Here is a 23,429-nt window from a genome sequence, read left to right on the forward strand (position 1 = left end):
CCGGCCTCAGCCCTTTCAGCCCCTTCGCGCGCCGCTCACCCGGTAGCGCCCCGGCGTGACCCCCACCAGCCGCTTGAAGTGCCGGGTGAGATGGGCCTGGTCGTAGAACCCGGTGGCGCCTGCCACGTCCGCCGGGGCCCGCCCGGCCAGCAGCAGCCGCCGGGCCCGGTCGACCCGGCGGGACATCAGGTACTGGTGCGGCGCGATGCCGTACGCCCCGCTGAACGCCCGTACGAGATGCGCCGGATGCGCGGACACGAGCGCGGCCGCCTCCTCGAGCCCGACCCCCGCGACGACCCGCTCGTCGAGCAGCTCCCGCAGCCGCCGGGCGAGCACGGGGTCCCGGCGCACGGGGTCCCCGTCGCCCCTGTCGCCCCGGGGGCGCAGGTGGGTGCGCAGCCGGTCGCCGATCAGCGTCAGCCGGCTCTCCGCCTCCAGCTCGTCCCCGGGCAGCGCGAGCGCGGCGTGCAGCTGCCCGACCCGCCGCCGCAGCACCGGGTCGCGCAGGTCGGGCGCGTCCACCGCCGGTCCGATCAGCTCGTCGTCGAGCCGGGAGGCGTCCAGGTACAGGACGCGCTTGCGGAAGCCGTCCGGGGTGGCCGGGGAGCCGTTGTGCGGCACGTGCGGCGGCAGCAGCGACACCGTGTCGTGCGGGGTGCCGTGCTCGTGCCGGTCCAGGTCGTACCGTACGGCGCCGTCGTCGACGATGAGCAGCGTCCAGGCGTCGTGGACGTGCATCGGGTAGGCGTACTCGGTGTAGTGGGCGTGGAAGACCTCGACGACGCCGGGGACGCGCGGGCGCCAGGCGGAGACGTTCCGCTGGTCCTTCGCTCGGCCGCCCATGCAAAAAACGTACAAGACCGGGCGGGGTACGGGTCGGCAGTCTCACCGTATGAGCACGCACGAAGCAGCCCCCGAAGCGCCCGGAACCGGTGCCCCCGTCCGCTTCGACACCAAGATCGCCGTACTGCTGCGCGGGGACCTGGAGACCTGGCAGCGCCTCAACGTCACGGCCTTCCTGGTCAGCGGCCTGGGCAGCCAGTTCCCCGAGGTGATCGGGGAGCCGTACGAGGACGCCAGCGCGGTCGGCTACCTGCCGATGTTCCGCCAGCCGGTCCTGGTCTTCGAGGGCACGAAGGAGACCCTGACGAAGGCCCACGCGCGCGTGCTGTCGCGCGCCCTGCCCCGCGCCCTCTTCACGTCCGACCTCTTCACCACGGGCAACGACCGCGACAACCGGGCGGCGGTACGGGCCGTGCCGACGGCCGACCTGGACCTGGTGGGCCTCGCGGTGTACGGCCCGAGGAACGCGGTGGACAAGGTGCTGAAGGGGGCGCGGATGCACCCGTGAGCGGGCGGCGGGGCCACGGCGTCAGACGGCGCCGGCGTCGGCCCGGGGAGCGTCCGGGGCGGGCGCACCGGACGCTTCCCGGGCGACCGGTGTCCCGTCGTCGTCCGGCAGCCCCCGCATGAGCCCCCAGTACCCGGCCGCCGCCACCGTCCCGACGACGGCGCAGACGCCCCACAGCCACTCGGCGCCCCAGTGGTCGATGACGAACCCGGACATCAGCGGGGCGACGAGGGCGGCGACCGCCCAGGACATGGTGTACATGCCCTGGTAGCGCCCGCGCCCGTGCACGGGGGAGAGGCGGACGACGAGCCCGGTCTGGGTCGGCGCGTTGACGATCTCGGCCAGCGTCCACACGCACACCGTGAGGGCGAAGACCCCGACCGACCCGGCGAAGGCGGTGAGCCCGAAGCCGTACCCGGCCAGCAGGGAGGACCCGATGAGCAGCAGCCGGGGGTCGCGGTGCTGGATGAACCGGGTGACGGGAATCTGAAGGACGACGATCAGCACCCCGTTGACGGCGATCGCCATGCCGAAGTCCGCGGGCGTGAACCCGGCCTCGCCCATGGCGACGGGCAGCCCGACGTAGGCCTGCTGGAAGATCAGCGCGATGAGGAAGGACAGCCCCACGACACCCATGTACCGCCCGTCGCGCAGCACGGTCAGGAGGGAGACGGCGGCTTCCTTGTCCTCGGGGCCGCCGGTCCCCGCCGACTGGGGCGGCCGGGACTCGGGCAGCTTCACGAAGACGAGGACGGCGCACACCAGCGTCATCCCGGCCTCGATCATGAACCCGGCGAGATAGCTGACCTCGGCGATGAACCCGGCCGCCATGGAGGAGATCGCGAAGCCGAGGTTGATCGCCCAGTAGTTGAGCGAGAACGCCCGGACCCGGTCCTCGGGCCGCACGATGTCCGCCATCATCGCCTGCACGGCCGGCCGGGAGGCGTTGCTCGCCATGCCGACCAGGAAGGCGACGGCGGCGATGGCCAACGGGTCCCGCATGAAGCCGAGCAGCGCGACGGACAGCGCGGTGGAGGTCTGCGCGACGAGCAGCGTCGGCCGCCGCCCGAACCGGTCGGTCATCACCCCGGCACCCAGCGAGGACACGACCCCGCCGAGCCCGTGCAGGGCGGCGACCAGACCGGCGTACGAGGCGGAGTAGCCGCGGTCGATGGTCAGGTACAGCGCCATGAAGGTGGCGACGAAGGCACCGAGCCGGTTGACCAGGGTGCTGGTCCACAGCCACCAGAACTCGCGCGGGAGCCCGGAGACGGTCTCGCGTGCGGCACGCCTGAGTCCGGCGACTGACATGGGTCCCCCGAGATGGATGTAAGCGGCTGATGCGGTAAGCACAACTTACGAACCCGTGAGGGCGGGGGGCCACCCGATTAACACTTCCCGTCAACCGTCCGCCCGCCGTCCGCCCGCCGTCCGCCCACCGGGCGCCTGCGCGGGGGACCGGGCCGTTGGATTACGCTCGGTCGTATGGCCGACGCACCGTACAAGCTGATCCTCCTCCGCCACGGCGAGAGCGAGTGGAACGAGAAGAACCTGTTCACCGGCTGGGTGGACGTCAACCTCACCCCGAAGGGCGAGAAGGAGGCGACGCGCGGCGGCGAGCTGCTCAAGGACGCCGGCCTGCTGCCCGACGTGGTCCACACGTCCGTCCAGAAGCGCGCGATCCGCACGGCCCAGCTCGCGCTGGAGGCCGCCGACCGCCACTGGATCCCGGTCAACCGCCACTGGCGCCTCAACGAGCGCCACTACGGCGCCCTCCAGGGCAAGGACAAGGCCCAGACCCTCGCGGAGTTCGGCGAGGAGCAGTTCATGCTGTGGCGCCGCTCCTACGACACCCCGCCGCCCGCGCTGGACCGCGACGCCGAGTACTCCCAGTTCTCCGACCCGCGCTACGCGATGCTCCCGCCGGAGCTGCGCCCGCAGACGGAGTGCCTGAAGGACGTCGTCGGCCGCATGCTGCCGTACTGGTTCGACAGCATCGTCCCCGACCTCCTCACCGGCCGCACGGTCCTCGTCGCCGCCCACGGCAACTCCCTCCGCGCCCTCGTCAAGCACCTCGACGGCGTCTCCGACGCGGACATCGCGGGCCTGAACATCCCGACGGGCATCCCGCTGTCCTACGAACTCGACGCCGAGTTCAAGCCCCTGAACCCCGGCGGCACGTACCTCGACCCGGACGCGGCCGCGGCAGCGATCGAGGCCGTGAAGAACCAGGGCAAGAAGAAGTAGGCACCCGCGAGTAGGCCCCTTACCTGCGGGTTTCCCCCAGGTAAGGGGCTTCTTGCTGCCCTTGGGCCCTCACTGGGCCCTGATCACCCCGTCGGCCGACACCCGGTGCCAGACCTCTTCCGCACGCTGTCGCAGAGCGGGAACGAGCTCCACGTTGTCTCCGCGTTCTGCGCTCTGCAGGAGTTCGGTGATGACTGCCAGCTCCGCGAAGCGCCCGTCCTCACTGTCGAGGACGGGGGAGAGTTCCTGGCGGACGCGTTCGGCAGCCTTCGGCCTGCCGATGCTGTAGGCGTGCAGCAGGGCGGCGTCGTAGCCGGCCGGGGCCGTGCCCCAGCCCTCCCAGTCCAGAATGCCGAGTTCAGGACCGGTCAGGTTTGCCCAGTGCAGGTCGCCATGTGCGGTGGACCAGGCGCGCGGCGTCGTAGGGACCGGCCCGCCGAGGAAGGCCAGGTACTTGGGCATGGCGCGGTCCAGGTACGCCTGTCGTACGGCCGTACGGTCGGTGTCGACCGTCGAGACACGGCCGAGGGCCGTGCGCAGGTCGCTCCACCAGGTTGCCGTCAGCGGAGGTTCGTCGGTGACGGGCGTGGGGGTGGGCGAGACGGTTTCGCCGGCGGTGTGGTCGTACAGCTCCGCCTTGTACGCGTATCCGCCCTCCACCCACTGGCGTACCAGACGTAGGCCAGGGCGCGGCACCTGCGAGGGCACCAGCCGTTCGGCATCTTCCGGACCGGTCCACAACTTGCCGATCGCCTTGTCCAGCGGACTGTGGACGACACGCAGCCATCCGGGTCCGTATGGGCCTGCGACGGGACGGCCGAGCGTGCGCCCCTTCCAGCCCCACGCTTCTTGCCTCTCCCCGTCGGACAGCCGAGCGTCAGGGGCCGCGCCGAAAAGGCCGCACGCCACGGTATGGGCACTCCGCATGCGTGCGCCGACCTCTAGGTCGTCAGGTTCCAAGGACATCGGCGACCCTTCTCAGGCGATCGGGCGGCAAGGACTCGCGGGCCGCAGCACCACGGGCATCCGCCCAGTGTGCCGTTGTACTCGCCGACAGCAGGACACGTGACACCCCAGGGGCGGACAGCGCGACCAAGAGGGCGGCCTGGGCCTGAGATGCCTCACTATCGATGAGGCGTACCAGCTCCTCCGTCATGGCGCCGAGCAGTTCACCCCCTCCGAGGGGGGCCGATGCGAAGACATCCAGCCCTGCTTCCTGCGCTTGCGCCAGTGCTCCGTGCCCGTCGAGTGCATCCGCGACCACAGCGAGATGAATGAGCGAGACCGGGAACTGCACAGCCCGGAAGTGGTGGTGTGGCCCGCCCGCGGTTGTGGCGAGTTTCATGAGTCCAGGGACGGTGAACATGCCGCTCGACAGGCCTGCCCAGGTGGCAACGCCGTAGCCGCCGATCTTGCCTGCGTCCGCCGCGCTCTCCAGTTCCTCGAATGTCCCGGCCAGCGTCCGTGACACAGCGGCCCGGTCCGTCCGCCCGTGTTCCGGGTTGTGGACGAAGACCAGGTCCGGGACACGGCCGAGACGGGCGCGGCTTCGGGCGAGCTGCCAGGAGATGTAGGGACGCGCCAGACAGTGGCCTCGTTCAAGGCCGTGCCGCAGTGCGCCGACATCCCGAGCGGCCCGTCGGTCGGAGTCGGGGACGAAGCCGACCTTTGTCGAGACCTGTACCTCTGGGCATGCGTTGAGGACCTGCCGAAGCGCGGCCTCGGCCGAACCGGAGCCGTAGTTCGGAGCCGTGTCGATCCAGGTCACCCCAGCGCGCACGGCAGCAGCCACCGACTTGGATACGTCACGGCAACGGTACGTCCCGGCCGCGAGCTGTGCGCTCACCGGATCTGCTCCACGGCCGCGACCTCGCCGTCCACCAGTTCGCCCACGAGCAGGGCCACCTGACCGACACGAAGGCCGGCCGCCTGGGCGAGTGTGTCCAGGCGGTGACGGCCTCCGTCCACGAGGAGGGACAGCAGGGGCGCGGCCTGGGGGGAGAAGGTCCATTCCTCTCCTCCTGCCGTCAGCACGGCATGGCCCTCTTCGTCGCTGTGCAGCCGGGCGCGAGCGGTCACCAGGCGTACGGCGAGACCGGAGTCGGGCGGCACACCTTCGACGTACGGCAGAGAGGGCGCGAGGCGGGCTCGGTCGGTGGCGTCTCGCATGGTGAGGAAGCGGTCGAGCAGGGCCACGTCCTCGAACTCCTTCACAATGAGGTCGCCGAGGGACCGTACGAAGTGTGCCTTCTCCTCGTCGGTCCCGAAACGTGGCAGGTCGCTGCGCACGGTCGATTCGCGACGCAGGTCCTCGGAGAGCCATTGGAGGAGGTCGGCTCCGGTCGCCGTCTGCATACCGCAGGTGAGATGGAGGGAGTGGACCCCTTCGGAGGCCGCGACCGCGTGCCACCAGCCTCGGGGCAGATACAGCATGTCCCCGGCATGCAGAACGAGTTCGACGACTGGTTCGTTCGGCGGTGGTTCGGGGACGTCTGTGTCCCGGTGGAGCGGGGCCTGCCTCGTGGGGCCGTGGATGCGCCATCGCTTGGCGCCGTCCAGTTGAAGCACGAGAACGTCGTGGTCGTCCCAGTGGACGCCGAAGCCTTCTTCGGGGGTCCATGAGGCGTAGGCGTTGACCTGGATGCCGGTGCGCAGGTGCCGCTCCAGCGACCGGGCGAGGTCGCCGACGGCTGGGTGCAGTTCGTCGATCGCGTCCAGGACGAGGGTGGCGCCCTCAGCTAGGTGGCGGTGCAGGTCGGCAGGCTTGAGTCGGTGCCACACGGTGTTGCGACGGGTGGTGACCGGCACCGTGTAGACATGCTGGGGCAGCGTCTCGCCGCCGGCCGAGAGTCGCAGGCGGGGCGGTTCGAGCCGGTGGTGGGTGAGCAAGGCGTTCAGGTCGTCCCAGCCCAGCAGGCCGCCGAAGCGGTCCGGCTCGCCGGGGAAGTGGCGGTAGGTGCGGCCGTACGCCTGGGCGAGGAAGTCCTCGCCCAGGCGCGCGACCACCGCGAAGGAGTCGGTGGTCATCGGTTACGGTCCTGGCCCTTCCTAGTCGTTGCCGTCGGAACGACCGGTGGAACCGCCGTCCGAGGGCTGCTCGGCACGAGAACGGGTGGCGACGATCCGGCGACGGGCTACCAGCAGGCCGTGGCCCTCCTGACCACCGTTCGTGGTCATGTTCTGCTCGGGCATGGGTGTATCTCCTCTTGGTGGGGGCGGAAGCAGGCCGGTCGCCCGCTCCCTGGTGGTGGCGCCCCCGGTTGCCCCACCAGAGGCGGAGGGCAGCTCAGGGATGCCGGGACCTGGCTCAGGACTTGCGCCTCCCGAGCCAGGTGGTCAGTGATCAGGTGGTAGCGGCATGTACGTGAGAACCGCCGAGCGCACTGCGACTCGGTTCGGCAACCGACACCGGCCGTTGTGCTCCCCCGAACGGGAGATCGCTGTCGTTCACGGTGGGGCACGGGCGGAGCGGCGGCGGTGAGCAACCGCCGATCTCGAACCAGACCACCTTTCCGTCCGGAGTCGGCCGGGATCCCCATCTCTGGGCAAGGCCGTCGACCAATTGCAGTCCACGCCCGCTCTCCTCGTGCGAGCCGACCGACGTCCGCTGCGTGGGAGGGCCGCCTTCTGCGTCCTCGACCTCGAACCGCAAACGGGCCCCGTCCCAGCTCACCGTGACCTGGCAGCCCTTCCCCGTGTGCACCACGGCGTTCGCAACCACCTCGCCGGCCAGCAGCTCCAGCGTCTCGACCGTGTCCTGCACGAGCGGCACGTCCCAGTCACGGACGATCGCGACAACCCGGCGGCGGGCGGGAGACACGGCGCCGACGTCGGACGGGACACGGAAGGTGAAGGACTTCGATACGAGGGTTCGGAACGTCATGGAGGGCGGACCTTCCTGGCGATGAGCGTCGGAGTTCCACACAACCGCCCACAGCGGACAACGCCCAGAGCACAATGGATGCATCCATGCGGCATCCGTGCGCCATCACCACACCTCACCTGGGAAGTCGCTTCAGCCGCACATCCCTGACAGGGCAGGAGAAACGGGGAGACAGCGTCATGGCACACAGCCGCAACGGCCTCGCAGCGCGCCGCCGGACCGTAGGCCTCACCCAGGAGTCTCTCGCCGAGCACATGCAGGTGGACCGCTCCACCATCACCCGCTGGGAGTCGGGCCGCACCGCCCCGCAGCCCTGGATGCGCCCACGGTTGGCCCGCCTTCTGCGCGTCGATGCCGAGGGCCTCAACGACCTGCTGACTGTGCGGTCGGCGGTTGGCACGCAGGGGCAGGACGCCCTTGATTACGTGCTGCTTCACCCCGACCGCATCGACCTGAGCGCCGTCGCCGCGCTGCGCACGCGCTTCGACGACTGTGCCGCTCGCTACGACCGCGTACCCTCGGCCGGCCTCATCGCAGAGGCGGCGGCGCAGCTCAACGACATCGACCGGCTCGCCACCGGGTGCGCCCGCGGGCGTGCACAGAGAGAACTACATGCGCTGCATGCCGACGCGTGCGCTCTCATGGGGCAGTTGATCTGGGACGCCTCTCAGCGTCGCGACCACACCAGTGCCAAGGCGTACTACGAGCAGAGCGCCGACCTCGCACGACACCTACGGGACACGACTCTCGAAGCCCACGCCCTACTGCGCACCTGCTACGTCGCGCTGTACGGCGCACACGATGCGCAGGCCGGGCTCACGCTCGCGCAGCAAGCGGCCGAAATCGCAGGGCGCACGAGTCCCGCCTTGGCCGGGCTGGCGCTCCTGCACGTCGCCGAGGCACACGCGATGCTGCGGTCGGCCTCGGACTGCGAACGCGCTCTCGTTGGCGCGGAGAGCCGACTCGCCCACGCGGACGACGGGGACGCCGCCGCTGACCTCGTGTCCCCCACCCAGTTCGGGCGACTCGCAGGCTCCTGCTACCTCACCCTTGGGGACCACCGACGGGCGGAGACCCTGCTGGCCGGCACGGCGGAGAAGTTACGGGACAGGCGAAAGTCGCGCGCGATCGTACTGGGGAACCTTACGCTCGCCCGTATCCGCCAAGGCGATGTCGAGGCAGGGGTGGCCAGCCTCACCGAAGCCATCGTCGAGCTGGAGACCACACGTGGGGGCGGAGGCATGAACATCGTCTTCGGGGCCGCCCGAGAACTGCGCCCCTGGCGACAGGAACCCTTCGTCGCTGAGGTTCACGACAGGCTGCTCGGCCTGATGACGGCAGCGTAGAGGAGAGAAGGAGACACAGGTGGCAGCCAATTCCGTGGACCGCGCCAAGCAGGCGGTACGCACACAGGTCTGGGATGCCCTGACCACTGAGGACGCGGTCCACGACGTCTCCGTCCACGGCCGGATCCCTCACTTCAAGGGCGCCGAGCAAGCTGCGGCCCGACTCGCGGCACTCCCAGTCTGGCAGGCTGCAAGCGTCGTTAAAGCCGTGCCGGACAAGGCCCAACTTCCGGTTCGGGCGCGAGCACTGGAAGAAGGCAAGACCGTCTACATGGCCGTCCCGAAACTGGCCACCCTCAAGCCCTTCTACCTCCTCGATCCGGCCGCCCTCACCATCCCACCCGTCGAGGCCGCAAGCAGCCGCACCGCCGCCACCCTCGCCCCGACCGTCGAAGTCGAAGCCCTCCGCCCACTGGACCTGATCATCCTTGGCAGCGTCGCCGTCAACCGCAACGGCGCCCGCATCGGCAAGGGCGCTGGTTACTCCGACATCGAGTTCGCCCTGCTGACCGAAGCAGGCTTGGTGACGCCGGAGACCGTCGTCATCACCACCGTCCACCCACTCCAGGTGACCGAGACCGTGATCCCCACTTCCGGACACGACGTAGGCGTCGACCTGATCGTGACTCCCGATGCAACCATCACCTGCCCGAACCCTCACCGTCCGTCAGGAGTCGACTGGTCGGCCCTCACGACGGAGAAGATCGCCGCGATCCCAGCACTCATGGCCCGACAAATCCCCTGAGAACCAAGGCACCGAGCCTTCCTCAGGACCGTCACGTGCCCAACTGAGCTACAACTCTCTCTACTGGCTTCAAGGCGACTCGCTCCGCTCCCCGCACGCGGCCCGGCCCCCGGCCGGGCCTGCGCTCCTGCCTCCGTCCCGCTCCAGCCCGGCCGGCGGCCGTACCCGCGCCTCGCAGCGGACAAGCCGTCAGGCCAAGCGGGCTCCCGGCCAAGCCGCTCAGCCGACCCTTGATCAGCACTAGAGTCCGGTAAGGCCTACCGGTAAACTACGCCCAGTTATTCACTTTACCAAGCGGCGGGGTGCCAGTGGCGAAGGAAGACTACCTGCGACGCGCAGCTCGCCGCCTTTTCTTCGTCGAAGTGCGTCAAGAGCTCCCGGACATCATTAATTTCAGCGACATTAAAAAGCAGTGGGACGTCTACAAGGGCGGAATGATCAAGTACGTCTCGAACCCGGATGTCGCTCCAGCAAGGGTAGAGATCGTAGAGCACCCCAAAGACCCCATTTCGGTGCGCCCCTTGGCTCGCTTTGACATCAAGGACCGCTTGGCTTACGAAACTCTTGCACTTGAGGCATCCCATGCGGTAGACAAATTGATTCCATCTAATATTTTCAGCTACCGCCTCAAGAAGAACCAGATGCACTCAGTGCACGACTGGTTGGCCATGCGACATCGCGCTCGGAAAATTCTACTGTCTAACCCAAATCTCATGATGGCCAGAACGGACGTATCTGCCTTCTACGAGAACATAGACATAGACATCTTGCAGTTAGATCTACTTCAAGCTGGCGTGGAAGTATCTCTCGTTGAACAAATCCAATCATTCCTGGAGGGCTTTCAGCATCAATCGGAGGCCTGGGGGTTACCTCAAGGGTCAAGCGCTTCCGGCGTCTTGGCAAATATCTACCTCCTCCCTTTCGATGAGTTCATTCGACAGTCAGGCATAGAGCATGTTCGTTATTCTGACGACACGTATCTTTTTGGCAGCGATTGGGAAACTCTAAGGTCATCTTTGGTAGGCGCAAACCAGGCTTTACGCGCTCGGCGCCTCACTCCGTCCTCAAAGAAGACAGAGATATTAAGCCGTAGTAAATCGATAGACTATCTAGATGACGCAGAGCGCGACCTGATCGCATACCTGCATTCGCTGGGTAATCCTCAAGCGAAAGAGCTGCTGAATAAGCTGTTCCGAAATGCCACTTCCAAGACGCCTCCAAATGAGAGGGACGTTAAATTCTCCCTAACGCGCTTCAGGTACAGGCAGGATGCGACCGCTGTCGACTGGGCCTTGAACAATCTTAAAGATCTCCACCATATATCCGCTCAGATACTTCGCTATATCGAGGCACTTCCTGGCTATCGGAAACGCCTGGTTAGCACACTAGAAGCTGTGGTGTCAGACTACTCGCTACTGAACTATCCGTTCCTTGAACGTAATATATTGCACTGTGCTCTACGGCAAGACGTCCAATCTAAGGTGCTAAAGGATACCGCTTGGGCCATCCTGCGAGACAGAAATCGACCTAACTACCCGCGCGAGTTCGCTGCGCGATATATAGGGCGCAACTCAGACGTAGCTGACGGCCCCTTGCTGAAGATGCAGTACGAGTCCGAGAATAGTGACGCGATCAAGCGAGCGCTACTGATCGCTATGCACGAATGCGCATACATGCCGGATGCTCTACTACGGGACATCGAAAAGAAGAGGGAAACTGATCTAAGTTGGACCGCGCGATATCTGCGCAACGTGTCTGACGTACCTCTTCCTGTTTAAGCTGAAAGGAGTCAAATTGCTGAGAGCCGCGCTCTACCTAGCCGCCTCCGTAACTCTTCTCACGTTGGGCTTCTCCTTCCAAAACACGACGTTAGGGGACCTGTCAGTTGGAGCCTTCTTGGCTCTGACAGTGCCCACTGGAATAGCGATTAGCTCCAGTCGGACGCATGCGCGGCTTTACTGGTATTCGTTGCGCTATAGAAATCAAACCATCCGAATCTCGGCCGCGTATCTCTTCCGCATCAAACTGGACGATAAATATCTCCTCGTCCGAGGCTCGCGCTTTCCTCACTATCAACCGGCGGGAGGTGTATTCAAATTCTCTTCTGAAGGTCAACACTTTCTAGCATCGATCGACGCGCAAGACGACGACCTGATCGCCATCGATGACGCAAGTAGATCTGATCTGCGAATCCGGATACCTGGTAGGAACCTGTTGAAGTTCTATGCCTGGTTCGATGGCCGTCGCGGTCGGGAAGACTCGCCCTGGCGAGAGTTCCACGAAGAACTCATATTGACGTCTGTAATTCCAGGCAGCGTGTTCCCTTATATCTTCCATGACTATCACGGCAGGATTGTAGATCCGATCCGGTATAGCGCTCACGCCAGTTCTCTCGAAATTATAATTTCGGACATTTACGAGCTGCTGCCAAATGGAGAACAGGAAGAAGCACTAAGGGAAACGTTCTCTTCGATCAGAGAGGATTTCGGCTGGTTCACTCGTAACGCGATCGAGCGTCGCGGCGTCTTGCCTGGTGTCACTGCATCTACGCCTATTGCTGAACACGCGCAGAAGATCCTTTGATTCTCAGTCGGCTGAAACGGCCGTTGGACAGCCGCGTAAGGTTCAGTAGACGGCACAAGCTGAGTAACGTGGCTAAGGCACGTGGGGGTACAGCGAGGCATACGCGCGCCTGGTCGGTCGGCGCACCCGCCATCGTGGCTGGCTTTCGTCGGCTGAGGTTCGTGCCACAACCGTGCCAGATGCAGGGGTCAGTCACGGTCAACATCGGTGCCCCACGGTCGAATAGCCGCTTACTTCCTCGGCCGGCGAAGCCGCAGCTCAGCCCGCAGACCACCCACCTTCTCTCCTAACGCGATGCTCACGCACGAGCGCCATCCCCCGGGCCGCCCTGGAGCCATGGAAGGGCTCAACGATGACCAACGCAGACAACTGCCATCAGCTCAGCAGCACGAGGGATTTAATCGAAAACGCAGCCACAGCTCACGGTCACAAATGATCAGTTGCGCTGAACTGCGGCAACATACGACTCGTGCGCGACTGGCCCGGTGGCACGCCCTTGGGCGATGCATCAGATGATGAGAACCAGGCCATCATGTACGAGTTGCACTTCAGATGGTGAGTTCGGGGCGCGGTGTAGATACGGGTAGTGTGGTGCGGCGGTGGCGTCCGGATGGACCATCCTCGGGATGGATATCGCCAATCGCGAAGTCCACCAACAACTGCTCCAGCATCTGGGCAGTTTGCGATTTGCCAGCGCGGTGAAGGGCGTCCTGGGTGTCGCGAACTATCCGCTGGATCTCGATGCGGGCGCGTACTTTGAGCCGGTCGGCTTCGCGCCGAGGGCCGCCCCGTCGAGGTCAACGAAATGACGCTGGACGCCGCCTCGTACATCCTGGAGTACGACTTCGACGCGTGAGTCCGGCGCCCCGGGCAACCTGCTTGGGCCGCCGTGCACCACTGCGCGGAGCCGTGCGCCCTCCACAGAGGACATGGGTCCGGCCATCCTGCATGGGTTCGCACGACGGTCGAGACCGGAGGTGGGAGACGTGGCTCGTACGCAGTCCAGGTGTGGAGCGCTGACGGAGAAGGGCGCGCGGTGCCGGCGGCTGGCGATGGTCGGTGCGTCGCGATGCAACCTGCACCGTGGCGAGTGGTCGTCGTACACCATCGAGAAGCGCAAGGAAGCCGAGCGGAAGGCGAAGGCGCGCAAGCGTCGCAAGTGACTGTCAGTTGGATGTGAGGCGACATCCATGGCTGACATCAACGACAGCGAGGAGCGGCGGCGCTCTCTCAGCCGACGTTGGGCTCAGTCCCTCGGTTCCTCGACCAGGCCGCAGGCGAAGCGAAACGACTCCAGGAACTCCCGTCGTCCGGGGTCCTGTTCTGCTTCGGTCAAGTCGGCGAGTGCCTGCAGGAGACGGGCGCGCTGGTCCGGAGGCAGTCGCAGCAGCTCCCCGCTCATACCTTCCATCAACTTCACCGCGGAGTCGGGATCTACTTCGTCGTCATCGCAGCTTTCGAGAAACCGGAAAGCATCGACAACCACCTCTGCAAGGGCTGGCACAAGCGGATCTATGACGGTCACTTCCGCAACCTAGCCGACGCCTACGACGTGTGATCAACGAAGAGAGGCCCATCGGGTCCTACCGCCCTTCGTAGCGGGTGGTCAGGTTTCGTGCTGTTTCCGCGATGCGGCTGCGTAGTTCGGCCGGTGCCAGGACCTCGACATCGGTGCCTAGGCGCAGGAACTCTCGGTGGGCGTGGTCGATCGACTCGATGGGCACGCGGGCCTCCGTCCATCCGGTACCCGTGGGTGTCACACCGAGGCGGTGTGCGCCCTCCGGGGTGAGTCGTACCAGGGCCTCCGCGGTGTGCAGTCGTGCTCGGAAGTCGGCCAGGTAGCCGTTCCAGTGTCCGGCCAGGTCGAACCCGTCCGGAATGGCGAACTCCTCGTCCAGTGACTGGGTTTCGAGGATCTGGTCGACGCGGTAGGTCCGGATCCCGGACGTCCCACCGGCGACCAGGTACCAGCGGCCGGCCTTGAGGACGAGCCCGTACGGCTCCACCCGTCGCTCGATCTCCTCCGGCGCCCGCCAGCGCCGGTACCGCAGTACCACCGCCCGCCCCGCCCACACCGCGGCGGCGACCGCGGCCAGGTGAGGCACCCGGTCGGCGTCGCCGTACCAGCCGGGGGCGTCGAGCAGGAAGCGTTCCTGGATCCGCTCGGCATGCTCGCGCAGCTCCGCGGGAAGGGCGGCCCGCAGTTTGAGCTGGGCGGTGGCGAGCGTCTCGCCGAGGCCGAGTTCGGCGGCAGTGTCGGGGAGTGCGGCGAGGAACGCGGCCTGCGCCTCGTCCGTGGTCAGTCCGGTGAGCCGGGTTCGGTAGCCGTCGACCAGGCGGTAGCCGCCGGCGTGGCCGGCGGCGCCGTACAGCGGAATACCGGCGGCACCGAGCGCCTCGACGTCCCGGTAGACCGTCCGGACGGAGACCTCCAGTTCGTCGGCCAACTGCCGGGCCGTCATCAGGCCCCGGTTCTGGAGCAGCAGAAGCAGGGCGATCAGCCGACTCGCGCGCATGCCGCCTCATTATCCACTGACAGGAGATGTCAGGAGACTGGCTCTAGCCTGCGGCGCATGGACGACAACTGGACCATGGACCCCACGCGCACCGGGCAGGCCACCGCATGAGCATCGTCGAACTCCGGCAGTACACCCTGCATCCCGGCGCCCGCGAGACGCTGATCGAGCTGTTCGAGCGCGAGTTCGTGACCGGCCAGCAGGCGGCCGGCATCACCGTCGGCGGCCGGTTCCGCGACCTGGACGACCCGAACCGCTTCGTCTGGCTCCGCGCGTTCCCCGACATGACGCACCGCCGGCGGGCGCTTGAGGCGTTCTACACAGGCCCGAAGTGGCGGGAGCACCGTGACGCGGCCAACGCCACCATGGTCGACAGTGACGACGTCCTGCTGCTGCGCGGCCCGGGCTTCATGCCGGAGCCGGGCACGCGGGTGGTGCTCGCGACCGTCTGTCACCCCGCCGACGCGGCCGACTTCGACGCGTACGCGACTCGGCACCTGGGCCCGGGCCACGCGCTGCACCGCACCGAGCACGCCGAGAACGACTTTCCCCGCCTGCCCGTCCGCACCGGGGAGGACGTCCGGATCTGGTTCGGCCCGGCCGAGCCGGCGCCCTGGCCGACCCTGCGGCTGCGGCTCGAACCCGTGATGCCTTAGCCGCGCCGTTCCACTCGGCCTGAGACCGGCGGTGGAGTACGCGCCGGTCGTGGCTGGTGGCGGCGAGGCGATCGCGTATCCGGCCGTGCTGTCGGCGGCGGGCTCGGCCTCACGACAAGAAGCCGGCCCCGTACTCGTCACGGCCGCAGACGAAGTCGCCCGGGCGCTCCGCCCTCAGTACCTCGTACCTGGCGGCGAAGACGTCCAGGGCCTCGTGGAGAGAGCAGTCCAGATGGTCTCGGAGGGTCTGGATGCCCCGGATGATCTGGTTGCCGAGGATCTGTTCGTCGGCGACGTCGACTGCGGCGCCTTCGGTCATGTCTGCCATCGGATCCGGATCAGTTCGTTGGGAGGGGTTGTGGCTCGGCGTCGCCCCACTCCTGGACGACAAGCTCGTCGCCGACCGACAGCTTGCCCGGCGTGATCACGGAGAACTTGGCGCCGAACACCACGCCGCCGCTTGCCGCCCGTCGGTAGCTCGCGAGTGTGCGCAGGGGCTCCGGCCCTCGCCTCGCTCCGGCCTCCTGCTCGACCAGGGTAACGGCACAGCGCACCGCGAGCTTGGCGTACCCCAATTCGGCACCGCCGATGGAGATGCGGCGTGCGCGGTCCTCGGCGTGCGGCAGGGCTGCCCGGTCGCTGCCGCTACCGCTGTCGTTGTCGTGGCCCTCGTGGCTGTCGACGACGATGTTCGGGCGGAAGCGGTTCATCGGCAGGGGCGGGGCACCGCGTTCAGCGATCCGCTGGTTGAGGAGCGCGAGGGAGGCGCGGGACAGCAGGTGCACCGCACTGCTGTCGGCATAGCCGGACGGGCCAGGGGTGAGGCCGTCGGCGATCCGGTCGTGCTCCGGCGGGACGCGGACCAGACGGCTGGGGGTGCCGAGGAACTCCGAGAGCCAGGCGGCGGCTTCGTCACCCTGGTCGATCCCCTGGAAAGCGGTGCCGAACAGATCGACGTCGCGGCGGGGTGCGGACGTCGTCACGTCGAGGCACAGCGTGCCGAAGCGGCCCGTGCCGTCGGCACCACAGGCCGCGTCAAGCGTGAGCCGAGTGCCGTCGGTGCTGATGGCAGGACGGATCAGGGCGAGGCGGGGATGCCGGCGTTGCGTGCGGAAGATTCCGTCCTCGCTGATGACCATGAAGCTGCGGTCGTGGGCGAGGCCCGCCGGCGTCAGGAGCGCATCGTTCAACGACGTGCCCGCACACCCCTTGACGGGATAGCGGATCAGATCCACGACGTAGGCCATGCGCCGCCCCTTCGGTCCGCGACCACAGTAGAACGTACGCCGTTAGCGCGCGGCGCGGCTCGGGTAACGCTCCGGGTGCGGAGCATAGCCGTGTGTGTTTCGCTGGTATGCGCAACCGCCGCTCACGATGCGAGGACGGATCCCATGAGTGAAAGCGGAGAAACGCGCGCCCGACTCCAGCAGATGCGCGACAAGGCCCAGGAGTTGCAGGCCGCCTCGGAACGGGCCGGCGACCCGGACGAGCGGAAGAGGCTCCAGGAGAAGGCCCGAAGGCTGCGAAGTCAGAGCGAAGAGGAAAGCATGGAGCGGGGCGGGGACATCTATCCCCCGGCGTGAGGCCGCGACGGCACCAGCGTGCACGTCGAGAACAGGCGGCCCAGTAGCCCACCGGACGTCGTAGGGCCCGACCCCTGCGGCGTCCGGTGGGCTATGTTCTGGAGTCATGACTACCGGGACGGCTTCGCGCCACACACGGATTGGTGACCCGGTGCTCCTCTGAGCGCCGCGCGGGCTCCGCCTCCGTCGTGTTGATCACAGGCTCGACACATCAACCACGACAGGGGAATTCATGCCCACCAAGATGTTGCAGATCCCGACCGCGGACGGACAGGCCGACGCGTTCGCCGCCTTCCCCGGCGACGGGGAGCGGTACCCGGGGGTCCTGATGTACGCGGACGGTTTCGGGATCCGGCCCGTGCTGCGGGAGATGGCCCGCGAACTGGCCGGGCACGGGTACTACGTACTGGTGCCCAACTACTTCTACCGGCACGGCCCGGCGCCGGTCGTCGAGCTTCCCGAGTACATCGGAGAAGAGGCCCGGGGCGCGGTCTTCGCCCAGGTGATGCCCTTGATCGAGGCGCACACCTCGGAACGGGTCCTGCGCGACGCCGACGCCTTTCTCACGTTCCTCGCCGCTCAGCCCGAGGTCGGTCCCGGACCGGTCGCGGTGACCGGCTACTGCATCGGCGGCCTCCTGGCGACGCGCACCGCGGTGGCCCACCCGGGCCGGGTGGCCGCCCTCGCCGCGTTCCACGCTCCCGTGGGAGCCGACGGGCCCGACAGCCTCGCCGAGCTGACCGCCGAGGTCCACTTCGGCCATGCCGAGGGCGACTTGACGCCCGAGGCTCTCGATGAGCTCAACCAGGGCCTGGACGCGGCGGGTGTCGGCTACACCTCCGAGATCTATCCCGGCACCGTCCACGGCTTCACCATGTCGGACACCGACGCCTTCGACGCCGCCGCACTGCGGCGTCACTGGGAGCGCCTGCTGCCCCTTCTCGGCCGCACGCTGGATCGCGGTGGGGAACTCGGCCACTCGCCTCGTTGACGGGTGCGCGGTCGGGACGTCGGGCTGGAGAGCCTGCTGAGGTGAAACCACGGCGGTGACCAAGGAGGATCAGCTCCCGTCCCCCTGCCCCTCGTCCCTCGCTCCGGCGGAATGAGTTCCCGTACTCAGGTGGCCTGATCGTGCCCTTGCTAGGTTGTGGCCACTTCGTGGTCACGGCGCTCAGGGGGACGGCATGCGGTTGACCGGTGGTACGGGGGGCACCGGGGGGCTCCAGGGGCTCAGACCCGGCGACCCCCTGGAGATCAGTGGCTATCCCGTGCACGCCCGTATCGGCGAGGGCGGCATGGGCACGGTCTACCTGTCGCGCACCCGGGGAAACCGGCCCGTCGCGCTCAAGGTCATCCGGCGCGAGTACGCCGAGGATCCGCAGTACCGGCTCCGGTTCGCGCAGGAGGCCCGGGCGGCCCGGAAGGTCGCCGGGTACCACCTGGTCCCCGTCGTCGACTTCGACACCGACGCCGAGCAGCCGTGGATCGCGACCGCGTACCAGCCGGGTCCGGCCCTCTCCACCGTGCTCGACGCGTACGGCCCGCTTCAGGCGGTGGCCGCCCTCCAGTTGACGGGATGCGTGGCGCGGGCCCTGCACGCCGTGCACACCGCCGGGTACGTGCACCGGGACGTCAAGCCCAGCAACGTCCTCCTCGGCGCGGAGGGTCCCTGGCTGATCGACTTCGGCATCGCCCGCTCCGTCGCCGCCACTCGGCTCACCACCGCCGGCGGCCTCGTGGGGACGCTGCGCTACATGTCGCCGGAGCACGCGCGTGGGGCGGGGCCGGGGTCACCCAGCGATGTGTTCTCCCTCGGCCTGCTGGCCGCGGTCGCGGCGACCGGACGCCATCCCTACGGCGATGCCGGCGATGTGGCCGTCGCCGCGCTGATCGCCGGTACGGACAGTCACCCGCCCGTGCTCGACGACTACCCCGCGCCCCTGCGGCACATCCTGCGGGCGGCCCTCGCCGCCGCGCCGGAGGAGCGGCCCGACGCGGCCGCCCTGGCGGGGCTGTGCGAGGAGGCGGCGGGACGTTCCCTGGCCGACCTCGACGGGTGGCTGCCCGGGCCGGTCGCCTCCGTCGTGGCCGAGATGGAGGAGGCGGTGACCGCCGCCACCAGGAGCGTGCCCGTTACCGGCCCGCCGGTCGCCGCACCGCCGCCGACTCCGGCCGTCGCACCGCCGCCGATGCCGTCCACCGCGCCGGTCGCCGGATTCGGACCGGCGCCCAGCATGCCCACGGTGCTCGTCCGTCCCCGTCCGGCATCCACCGGTCGGCGAGGCCGAGGACGGGCGCTGGCCGCTGGGGCCGTCGCTCTCGCGATCGTGGCACTGGGCGCCACCGCCACGGTGGTGTGGCAGGGGATGGACGACGGGGACCGTGCGTCCGGGAAACCGAGCCCCGGCGGCCCGACCGACGCCGGTACGGGCGGCGGTACCGGCACCGGTACGGCGTCGCCGAAGCCGTCCGGGAGCGGCGGCGCGAACGGGAAGCGTCCGGTGCCGTACGCGCCCCAGGGCTACCGGCTGCTCTTCGCCAACAAGCCCTTCACCTTCGCCCCGCCGGCCAGGGACGATCAGGCCAATCACCTGGACCTCGACATCCCCAGGGCCACGTACATGGAACGCGCCGCGCTCCCGGGGCCGGCGGAGCTGGTGTACAACTCCGACGGCTGGCTCGGCAGCATCCTGGTCGTCGTCGGGGAACGGAAGACCGTCTGCACGGAGGAGCAGCAGACGGCCGTACTGTCCCACCCGCTGCCTGCCGCGGAACTGCGCCTGGGTCGACAGGTGAAGGTCGGAACCATCCTGTGCGCCATCACCAGCAACGACAGTGTGGCGGAGGCGGAGATCACCGACATCGTCCCGGGGGAGGGCGGAGCGGGGCTGCCGACCTTCAAGGGGTACGTCAGCGCGTGGAAGCGCCCACCGGTGAGCGGCTGAGAGCACCTCGCCCTCGGGCCGGTTCCACCGGCAGCCACAGTTCGGTCGCCGCCGCGGTAAGTCCTCCGCGCGGTCGAGGACGGTGACGATCGACGGGCCGGGGCGCAGACGCCAGGGGGTGGAGGAGGACCACTCGGACGTCGTGGCCGCCAGGGAGTCTGGAGGGTGTCCGGTCTCAGGTCCCCGTCGTGTCGTACAGCGTCCGCAGGTCGATCAGATGTACGTCCGGTGAAGTGGCGGCGGCATGGCGGGCCTTGGCGTTGAAGCCGGCGCCGCTGAAGCAGAGGAGCCGGGTGCGGCTGGTGTCGTAGCGGGAGGTCCGGGTGATGACGTCCCGGATGTGACGCAGCCGGTCGATGTGGGCGATGCCCATCGTGTCGTTCCACTTGGCTTCGCCGATCGCCAGGAGCGGGGCCCTGGTCCCGTCGGCGACTCCGACGACGGCGACGTCGACCTCGTGGGACGTGCGCGCCGACGGATCGCTCACGACGCCCTGGCCGACGTGGGCGGGAAGGCCGCCGAGACGGTCGGGGTCGGCGTGGTGCAGTGCCCACTCGCGGCAGACCTGTTCGAAGTGGGGGCCGAGGACGTTGGCCGCGAAGCGGCTGCGGCTGGCCCGCCAGACCCGGGCGGCGCTTCCGGGGCGTTCCAGCTGTGGCCAGACCGGTCGCATCACCGCGTGGTAGAAGGCGATCAGGGGCTCGGAGATGCGATACGTGGAGCGGTTGCTGCGGAAGGCGTCGGCTTCGCGCCGGAGCAGGCCGGAGTCCTCCAGGACGTTGATCGGGTGGGCGATGTCGGTGGCCTTGCGTTCCAGGTAGCCGGCCATGCCGCCACGCGTGGTGTTGCCCTCTGCCACGGCTCCGAGCACGGAGAGGTAGAGCGCGGTGTCGCGCAGGTCGGGTTCCTCGGCGAGCAGGTAACGGGCCTCACGGAAGAGTGGGGTCTCCGGGTTCAGTACCGTGCGGATGACCCAGTCGTCGAAGTCGTCCGGCCCGGACGGGCTGTCGCCGCGCGCGAATTCCCGGCGGTATGCGGGGGTGCCGCCCACGACGGCGTGCACCTGGAGGGCCAGTCGTGGATCGTCGATGCCCCAGAACCGCGCCGCCTGTCGGTGGTCGAGGGAACGAACCACGAGTTCCAGGCCCGCCCGGCCGCGCAGTGGAGCGTTTCCGGACAGCAGGCGGCCCATGAATGACAGTGCCGAACCACAGAGCAGCAACCGGGCGCGGGAGCCGACGCGCTGCTCCCGCAGGGGCCGGAGCGCGTTCTGAATGATCGACGGCAGTTCCGGGTTGGCCTTGGCCAGGTAGGGAAATTCGTCGATCACCACCGGCACCGGTCGTTCTCTGCCCAGCGCGAGCAGGGCGTCCACCGCCTCGTGCCAGTCGGCGAAGTGGTACGGGCTGGCGGGACGGTCGTGTGCCGTGAGCGCGGTGCTCAGCCGGCGCAGGGACTCGGCGTCGGCAGCCTCTGTCGCGCCGAAGTAGAAACCGCCTGCCGCTTCGCAGACCGCCTCGAGCAGAAATGTCTTCCCCTGGCGCCTCCTTCCGGAGACGACCCCCAGGGTCGCACCAGGCTGGGCGTCGGTGACGAACCGGGTCAGAGCCGCCCACTCGTGGTCGCGGTCGAACATGTCGAGGGGCTTTTCCATGCGACCCGCTTCAGGTGGTAGGGGTACGTTTTTATAAACTGTACTCCTATAAAATGTTGCCTGACGGCTCCCGGGGGAAGAGGCGCGCGGTCGGCGCTGGCAGGTCTCGCTCTTGGCCATCGACGAAGCCCGGCCGTCGGTTGGGTCCCGGGCTGTTCCCGGGCCGCCCCCGGACAGAACCGGGGATGCAGCTCCACTGCAGAGCTGGGTACCTCGGATGCCGACCGCGCGTCCGCGACCCTAGCCGTAGTCACTGACCATGGCCTGCTCAGGGGAATGGGGCGGATTCCTGTTCTGGTCAGGGTGCCGGGTCGGACGGACCCACGATCGCGCGCAGGGCCGCGAGGTGGCCCTGGTACGCGGCCTGGCCCTGCTTGGTGAGGCGGAGCCACACGCGTTGGCGGGTGTCTCGGACGGCCTTGCGTTGTTCGACGTGGCCGGCGTCCATCAGGACGGTGACGTGCTTGCTCAACGCGGAGGCGGAGAGGCCGAGTTCCTTCTGGACCAGGCCGAACTCCGCCTCCCCCGCTGCCTCCAGCAGGGCGCAGATGCGCAGGCGGTGCGGGGCGTGGATGGTGGTGTCGAAGCCGACCAGAGGGTCGCGGGGCTCGGCGCTCACGCGGTCCTCCGGTGCAGGCGTACGAAGGTCAGGTGGAAGCCGACGGAGGCGGCGGCGCCGAGCAGGGAGGACGCGATCAGCCACGCCGGTTGGCCCGTGGCGCGGAAGGCGAGCGGCCCCCCGACCAGCAGCAGGGGCAGGCCGACCATGAGCGGCAGGGTCGCCCGCTTCGGCAGTACGTCCATCCGCAGTGCTACGCCCGTCTTCTCGCGCCACGCCTTCGCCGCGACGGCGAAGAGGGCCGCGTAGAGCGCGGTGATCACCAGCATGGCGGCCATCCAGGCGGGGCGTGGCAGCAGCCAGTCACGGTCGGCCGTGATGCCTCCGAGGGTGATCGGGAGGGCGACGACGTAGAGCGTCAGCGTGATGAAGAACCAGGTCGGCCATGGTGTGGCCGTCAGTGCCGCCGCCGAGACCCGGACTCGCTCGGTGTCGGTCAGGGCGGCCCGGGCCTGCTCGGGCGTCAGCGGTACCCCGTTAGTTTCCATACTGGAAAGAGTAGCAGTCTGTTTCCTGTGTGGAAAGTATTGAGTTTCCGGGGTGGCAAGTGGGTGGTGTAACGCACTTTGTCGTACATTCGCCGGCATGGCCACTCAGCGCGCGGGAAGCACCGAGAACGTCTCCGTCTCCCTACCGGCCGATCTGCTGTCGGTACTGCGGGAGAGGACCGGGAAACGAGGGCTGTCCGCCTACATCACCGAAGCCGTCCGGCATCAGCTGGAGATGGACGGCCTGGCGGAGATCGTCGCCGCTCAGGAGGCGGAGCACGGCTCGCTGACCGCGGCGGAGATCGAGGCCGCGTCCCGGGAGCTCTTCGGTGACGCCGGACGCGACGGGAAGCACGCCGCGTGAAGGAGGGTGCCGCGCGCTCGGTCGTCCTCGACTCGGAGGCGCTCTCGCTGCTCCTGCGCAACGACCGCGCGATGACCGCCCGTATCGAGGCGACCCGCGGAGCCGGTCTCCCGGTCCGCGTTTCGGCGCTGACCGTCGTCGAGGCGGTGCACGGCAAGACCGACGTCCCGCGTCTGCGGTGGCACCTCTCCAGGCTCCGGCTGGAGGCCGTGACGCCGGAAGACTCGCTCGAAGCCGTGAACCTGCTGCGGGAGGCCGGGGGACCGCACGGGCACAAGTACGCGATCGACGCCCTCGTCGCCGCGACGGCCCTGCGCTCGCCGTCCCCCGCACTGGTCCTCACCGCCGACCGCGACGACTGGACCCGGCTCTGCGGCGACCGCGTGATCATCAGGGACGTCTGACACCGGGGCCGGACTCTCGAGCGTCGGTGGTGTGCGCACTGCAGC

28 protein-coding genes and 1 pseudogene are annotated in these 23,429 nt (G+C 68.2%); 15 read left to right on the forward strand and 14 right to left on the reverse strand.

The features are described from left to right. Positions 1-15: 15 nt before the first annotated feature. Positions 16-843: an AraC family transcriptional regulator gene (locus tag OHA99_RS20335; RefSeq protein WP_366473614.1), complete on the reverse strand. Its 828-nt coding sequence runs from the start codon at positions 841-843 to the stop codon at positions 16-18. Positions 844-892: 49 nt separating this feature from the next. Here OHA99_RS20335 and OHA99_RS20340 point away from each other — a divergent pair, with 49 nt between their 5' ends. After that, positions 893-1,351, forward strand: coding sequence for a DUF2000 family protein (locus tag OHA99_RS20340; protein ID WP_405697094.1), 459 nt, complete (start codon positions 893-895; stop codon positions 1,349-1,351). Between the two features lie 21 nt (positions 1,352-1,372). Here OHA99_RS20340 and OHA99_RS20345 read toward each other — a convergent pair whose 3' ends face one another. Continuing rightward, a complete protein-coding gene (locus OHA99_RS20345) occupies positions 1,373-2,662 on the reverse strand; it encodes an MFS transporter (RefSeq protein WP_164384218.1) in 1,290 nt (429 codons plus the stop codon). Positions 2,663-2,836: 174 nt separating this feature from the next. Between OHA99_RS20345 and OHA99_RS20350 the strand changes: the two genes are divergently transcribed. Further along, the gene (locus OHA99_RS20350) at positions 2,837-3,598 is read left to right on the forward strand and encodes a phosphoglyceromutase (protein WP_007451013.1); all 762 of its coding nucleotides are present in this window, start codon (positions 2,837-2,839) and stop codon (positions 3,596-3,598) included. A gap of 69 nt (positions 3,599-3,667) precedes the next feature. On the opposite strand, the gene OHA99_RS20355 is transcribed toward OHA99_RS20350, so the two are convergent. The 5 genes from OHA99_RS20355 to OHA99_RS20375 form a co-directional block, all read right to left on the reverse strand. Further along, positions 3,668-4,294, reverse strand: coding sequence for a phosphotransferase (locus OHA99_RS20355; protein WP_381498662.1), 627 nt, complete (start codon positions 4,292-4,294; stop codon positions 3,668-3,670). Between the two features lie 253 nt (positions 4,295-4,547). Then, on the reverse strand, positions 4,548-5,444 hold the full coding sequence (locus OHA99_RS20360) for an aldo/keto reductase (protein ID WP_153179170.1): 897 nt from the start codon (positions 5,442-5,444) through the stop codon (positions 4,548-4,550). Next, complete coding sequence (locus OHA99_RS20365) at positions 5,441-6,625, reverse strand: cupin domain-containing protein (protein ID WP_381498665.1); 1,185 nt, start codon at positions 6,623-6,625, stop codon at positions 5,441-5,443. Before OHA99_RS20365 ends, OHA99_RS20360 begins: the two co-directional genes overlap by 4 nt. Before the next feature lie 21 nt (positions 6,626-6,646). Further along, complete coding sequence (locus tag OHA99_RS20370) at positions 6,647-6,790, reverse strand: hypothetical protein (protein ID WP_381498667.1); 144 nt, start codon at positions 6,788-6,790, stop codon at positions 6,647-6,649. A 151-nt stretch (positions 6,791-6,941) separates the two neighbouring features. Beyond that, entirely contained in the window at positions 6,942-7,481 is a 540-nt protein-coding gene (locus tag OHA99_RS20375; protein ID WP_194280030.1) for an ATP-binding protein, read from the reverse strand. 179 nt (positions 7,482-7,660) lie between these two features. Between OHA99_RS20375 and OHA99_RS20380 the strand changes: the two genes are divergently transcribed. The 7 genes and pseudogenes from OHA99_RS20380 to OHA99_RS20410 all read left to right on the forward strand — a co-directional run bounded on the left by OHA99_RS20380 (position 7,661) and on the right by OHA99_RS20410 (position 13,318). Further along, on the forward strand, positions 7,661-8,827 hold the full coding sequence (locus OHA99_RS20380; RefSeq protein WP_381498670.1) for a helix-turn-helix domain-containing protein: 1,167 nt from the start codon (positions 7,661-7,663) through the stop codon (positions 8,825-8,827). Between the two features lie 19 nt (positions 8,828-8,846). After that, a complete protein-coding gene (locus tag OHA99_RS20385; protein WP_153179174.1) occupies positions 8,847-9,572 on the forward strand; it encodes a 5-formyltetrahydrofolate cyclo-ligase in 726 nt (241 codons plus the stop codon). 308 nt (positions 9,573-9,880) lie between these two features. Beyond that, positions 9,881-11,350 carry an RNA-directed DNA polymerase gene (locus tag OHA99_RS20390; RefSeq protein ID WP_153179175.1) on the forward strand — a complete coding sequence of 490 codons (1,470 nt, stop codon included), beginning with the start codon at positions 9,881-9,883 and terminating at the stop codon, positions 11,348-11,350. Between the two features lie 118 nt (positions 11,351-11,468). Further along, the gene (locus OHA99_RS20395) at positions 11,469-12,155 is read left to right on the forward strand and encodes a hypothetical protein (RefSeq protein ID WP_405697103.1); all 687 of its coding nucleotides are present in this window, start codon (positions 11,469-11,471) and stop codon (positions 12,153-12,155) included. Between the two features lie 626 nt (positions 12,156-12,781). Beyond that, entirely contained in the window at positions 12,782-12,964 is a 183-nt protein-coding gene (locus OHA99_RS20400; RefSeq protein WP_153179177.1) for a hypothetical protein, read from the forward strand. Further along, positions 12,934-13,011: pseudogene (locus OHA99_RS20405) on the forward strand (GntR family transcriptional regulator); the annotation flags it as partial. The gene OHA99_RS20400 and the pseudogene OHA99_RS20405, both read left to right, overlap by 31 nt. 130 nt (positions 13,012-13,141) lie before the next feature. Beyond that, positions 13,142-13,318, forward strand: a complete 177-nt coding sequence (locus OHA99_RS20410; RefSeq protein WP_153179178.1) for a hypothetical protein — start codon at positions 13,142-13,144, stop codon at positions 13,316-13,318. An 83-nt stretch (positions 13,319-13,401) separates the two neighbouring features. On the opposite strand, the gene OHA99_RS20415 is transcribed toward OHA99_RS20410, so the two are convergent. Both OHA99_RS20415 and OHA99_RS20420 read right to left on the reverse strand, forming a co-directional pair. Further along, positions 13,402-13,680 (reverse strand): hypothetical protein, encoded by a 279-nt coding sequence (locus OHA99_RS20415; RefSeq protein ID WP_153179179.1) that lies wholly within the window; start codon positions 13,678-13,680, stop codon positions 13,402-13,404. A gap of 58 nt (positions 13,681-13,738) precedes the next feature. Beyond that, a complete protein-coding gene (locus OHA99_RS20420; RefSeq protein WP_405697108.1) occupies positions 13,739-14,671 on the reverse strand; it encodes a helix-turn-helix transcriptional regulator in 933 nt (310 codons plus the stop codon). A gap of 107 nt (positions 14,672-14,778) precedes the next feature. On the opposite strand from OHA99_RS20420, the gene OHA99_RS20425 reads away from it, so the two are divergent. Continuing rightward, entirely contained in the window at positions 14,779-15,327 is a 549-nt protein-coding gene (locus OHA99_RS20425; RefSeq protein WP_366473611.1) for an NIPSNAP family protein, read from the forward strand. Between the two features lie 109 nt (positions 15,328-15,436). Here the strand turns inward: OHA99_RS20425 and OHA99_RS20430 are convergent, their stop codons facing one another. Together OHA99_RS20430 and OHA99_RS20435 are read right to left on the reverse strand one after the other, a co-directional pair. After that, positions 15,437-15,646 carry a hypothetical protein gene (locus tag OHA99_RS20430; RefSeq protein ID WP_153179182.1) on the reverse strand — a complete coding sequence of 70 codons (210 nt, stop codon included), beginning with the start codon at positions 15,644-15,646 and terminating at the stop codon, positions 15,437-15,439. Between the two features lie 19 nt (positions 15,647-15,665). Beyond that, positions 15,666-16,574 carry an MOSC N-terminal beta barrel domain-containing protein gene (locus OHA99_RS20435; protein ID WP_366473610.1) on the reverse strand — a complete coding sequence of 303 codons (909 nt, stop codon included), beginning with the start codon at positions 16,572-16,574 and terminating at the stop codon, positions 15,666-15,668. Positions 16,575-16,718: 144 nt separating this feature from the next. On the opposite strand from OHA99_RS20435, the gene OHA99_RS20440 reads away from it, so the two are divergent. From OHA99_RS20440 to OHA99_RS20450, 3 genes are all read left to right on the forward strand, one after another. Next, entirely contained in the window at positions 16,719-16,910 is a 192-nt protein-coding gene (locus tag OHA99_RS20440) for a DUF6381 family protein (protein WP_153179184.1), read from the forward strand. Between the two features lie 232 nt (positions 16,911-17,142). After that, positions 17,143-17,901, forward strand: a complete 759-nt coding sequence (locus OHA99_RS20445) for a dienelactone hydrolase family protein (protein ID WP_381498682.1) — start codon at positions 17,143-17,145, stop codon at positions 17,899-17,901. 193 nt (positions 17,902-18,094) lie between these two features. After that, complete coding sequence (locus OHA99_RS20450; RefSeq protein WP_405697112.1) at positions 18,095-19,855, forward strand: serine/threonine-protein kinase; 1,761 nt, start codon at positions 18,095-18,097, stop codon at positions 19,853-19,855. A gap of 175 nt (positions 19,856-20,030) precedes the next feature. Here OHA99_RS20450 and OHA99_RS20455 read toward each other — a convergent pair whose 3' ends face one another. From OHA99_RS20455 to OHA99_RS20465, 3 genes are all read right to left on the reverse strand, one after another. Further along, on the reverse strand, positions 20,031-21,509 hold the full coding sequence (locus OHA99_RS20455) for an ATP-binding protein (protein ID WP_366473607.1): 1,479 nt from the start codon (positions 21,507-21,509) through the stop codon (positions 20,031-20,033). A gap of 298 nt (positions 21,510-21,807) precedes the next feature. Further along, positions 21,808-22,128 carry a transcriptional regulator gene (locus OHA99_RS20460; RefSeq protein ID WP_405697115.1) on the reverse strand — a complete coding sequence of 107 codons (321 nt, stop codon included), beginning with the start codon at positions 22,126-22,128 and terminating at the stop codon, positions 21,808-21,810. Further along, positions 22,125-22,616: a hypothetical protein gene (locus tag OHA99_RS20465; protein ID WP_405697117.1), complete on the reverse strand. Its 492-nt coding sequence runs from the start codon at positions 22,614-22,616 to the stop codon at positions 22,125-22,127. The genes OHA99_RS20460 and OHA99_RS20465 overlap by 4 nt, the downstream gene beginning before the upstream one ends. Positions 22,617-22,713: 97 nt before the next feature. On the opposite strand from OHA99_RS20465, the gene OHA99_RS20470 reads away from it, so the two are divergent. Both OHA99_RS20470 and OHA99_RS20475 read left to right on the forward strand, forming a co-directional pair. Beyond that, positions 22,714-22,980: a hypothetical protein gene (locus tag OHA99_RS20470; RefSeq protein WP_366473605.1), complete on the forward strand. Its 267-nt coding sequence runs from the start codon at positions 22,714-22,716 to the stop codon at positions 22,978-22,980. Then, positions 22,977-23,384 (forward strand): PIN domain-containing protein, encoded by a 408-nt coding sequence (locus OHA99_RS20475; protein ID WP_405697119.1) that lies wholly within the window; start codon positions 22,977-22,979, stop codon positions 23,382-23,384. Before OHA99_RS20470 ends, OHA99_RS20475 begins: the two co-directional genes overlap by 4 nt. Positions 23,385-23,429: the final 45 nt, after the last annotated feature.

It is taken from the genome of Streptomyces coelicoflavus, from assembly GCF_045041415.1.
Classification (GTDB): Bacteria; Actinomycetota; Actinomycetes; order Streptomycetales; family Streptomycetaceae; genus Streptomyces; species Streptomyces coelicoflavus.

What these genes read in the sequence shown, in the direction of transcription:
- OHA99_RS20335 (WP_366473614.1), bottom strand. Translation starts at nt 843, where the DNA reads ATGGGCGGCCGAGCGAAGGACCAGCGGAACGTCTCCGCCTGGCGCCCG.
- OHA99_RS20340 (WP_405697094.1), top strand. Translation starts at nt 893, where the DNA reads ATGAGCACGCACGAAGCAGCCCCCGAAGCGCCCGGAACCGGTGCCCCC.
- OHA99_RS20345 (WP_164384218.1), bottom strand. Translation starts at nt 2,662, where the DNA reads ATGTCAGTCGCCGGACTCAGGCGTGCCGCACGCGAGACCGTCTCCGGG.
- OHA99_RS20350 (WP_007451013.1), top strand. Translation starts at nt 2,837, where the DNA reads ATGGCCGACGCACCGTACAAGCTGATCCTCCTCCGCCACGGCGAGAGC.
- OHA99_RS20365 (WP_381498665.1), bottom strand. Translation starts at nt 6,625, where the DNA reads ATGACCACCGACTCCTTCGCGGTGGTCGCGCGCCTGGGCGAGGACTTC.
- OHA99_RS20370 (WP_381498667.1), bottom strand. Translation starts at nt 6,790, where the DNA reads ATGCCCGAGCAGAACATGACCACGAACGGTGGTCAGGAGGGCCACGGC.
- OHA99_RS20375 (WP_194280030.1), bottom strand. Translation starts at nt 7,481, where the DNA reads ATGACGTTCCGAACCCTCGTATCGAAGTCCTTCACCTTCCGTGTCCCG.
- OHA99_RS20380 (WP_381498670.1), top strand. Translation starts at nt 7,661, where the DNA reads ATGGCACACAGCCGCAACGGCCTCGCAGCGCGCCGCCGGACCGTAGGC.
- OHA99_RS20400 (WP_153179177.1), top strand. Translation starts at nt 12,782, where the DNA reads ATGGATATCGCCAATCGCGAAGTCCACCAACAACTGCTCCAGCATCTG.
- OHA99_RS20420 (WP_405697108.1), bottom strand. Translation starts at nt 14,671, where the DNA reads ATGCGCGCGAGTCGGCTGATCGCCCTGCTTCTGCTGCTCCAGAACCGG.
- OHA99_RS20425 (WP_366473611.1), top strand. Translation starts at nt 14,779, where the DNA reads ATGAGCATCGTCGAACTCCGGCAGTACACCCTGCATCCCGGCGCCCGC.
- OHA99_RS20430 (WP_153179182.1), bottom strand. Translation starts at nt 15,646, where the DNA reads ATGACCGAAGGCGCCGCAGTCGACGTCGCCGACGAACAGATCCTCGGC.
- OHA99_RS20435 (WP_366473610.1), bottom strand. Translation starts at nt 16,574, where the DNA reads ATGGCCTACGTCGTGGATCTGATCCGCTATCCCGTCAAGGGGTGTGCG.
- OHA99_RS20440 (WP_153179184.1), top strand. Translation starts at nt 16,719, where the DNA reads ATGAGTGAAAGCGGAGAAACGCGCGCCCGACTCCAGCAGATGCGCGAC.
- OHA99_RS20445 (WP_381498682.1), top strand. Translation starts at nt 17,143, where the DNA reads ATGCCCACCAAGATGTTGCAGATCCCGACCGCGGACGGACAGGCCGAC.
- OHA99_RS20450 (WP_405697112.1), top strand. Translation starts at nt 18,095, where the DNA reads ATGCGGTTGACCGGTGGTACGGGGGGCACCGGGGGGCTCCAGGGGCTC.
- OHA99_RS20455 (WP_366473607.1), bottom strand. Translation starts at nt 21,509, where the DNA reads ATGGAAAAGCCCCTCGACATGTTCGACCGCGACCACGAGTGGGCGGCT.
- OHA99_RS20465 (WP_405697117.1), bottom strand. Translation starts at nt 22,616, where the DNA reads ATGGAAACTAACGGGGTACCGCTGACGCCCGAGCAGGCCCGGGCCGCC.
- OHA99_RS20470 (WP_366473605.1), top strand. Translation starts at nt 22,714, where the DNA reads ATGGCCACTCAGCGCGCGGGAAGCACCGAGAACGTCTCCGTCTCCCTA.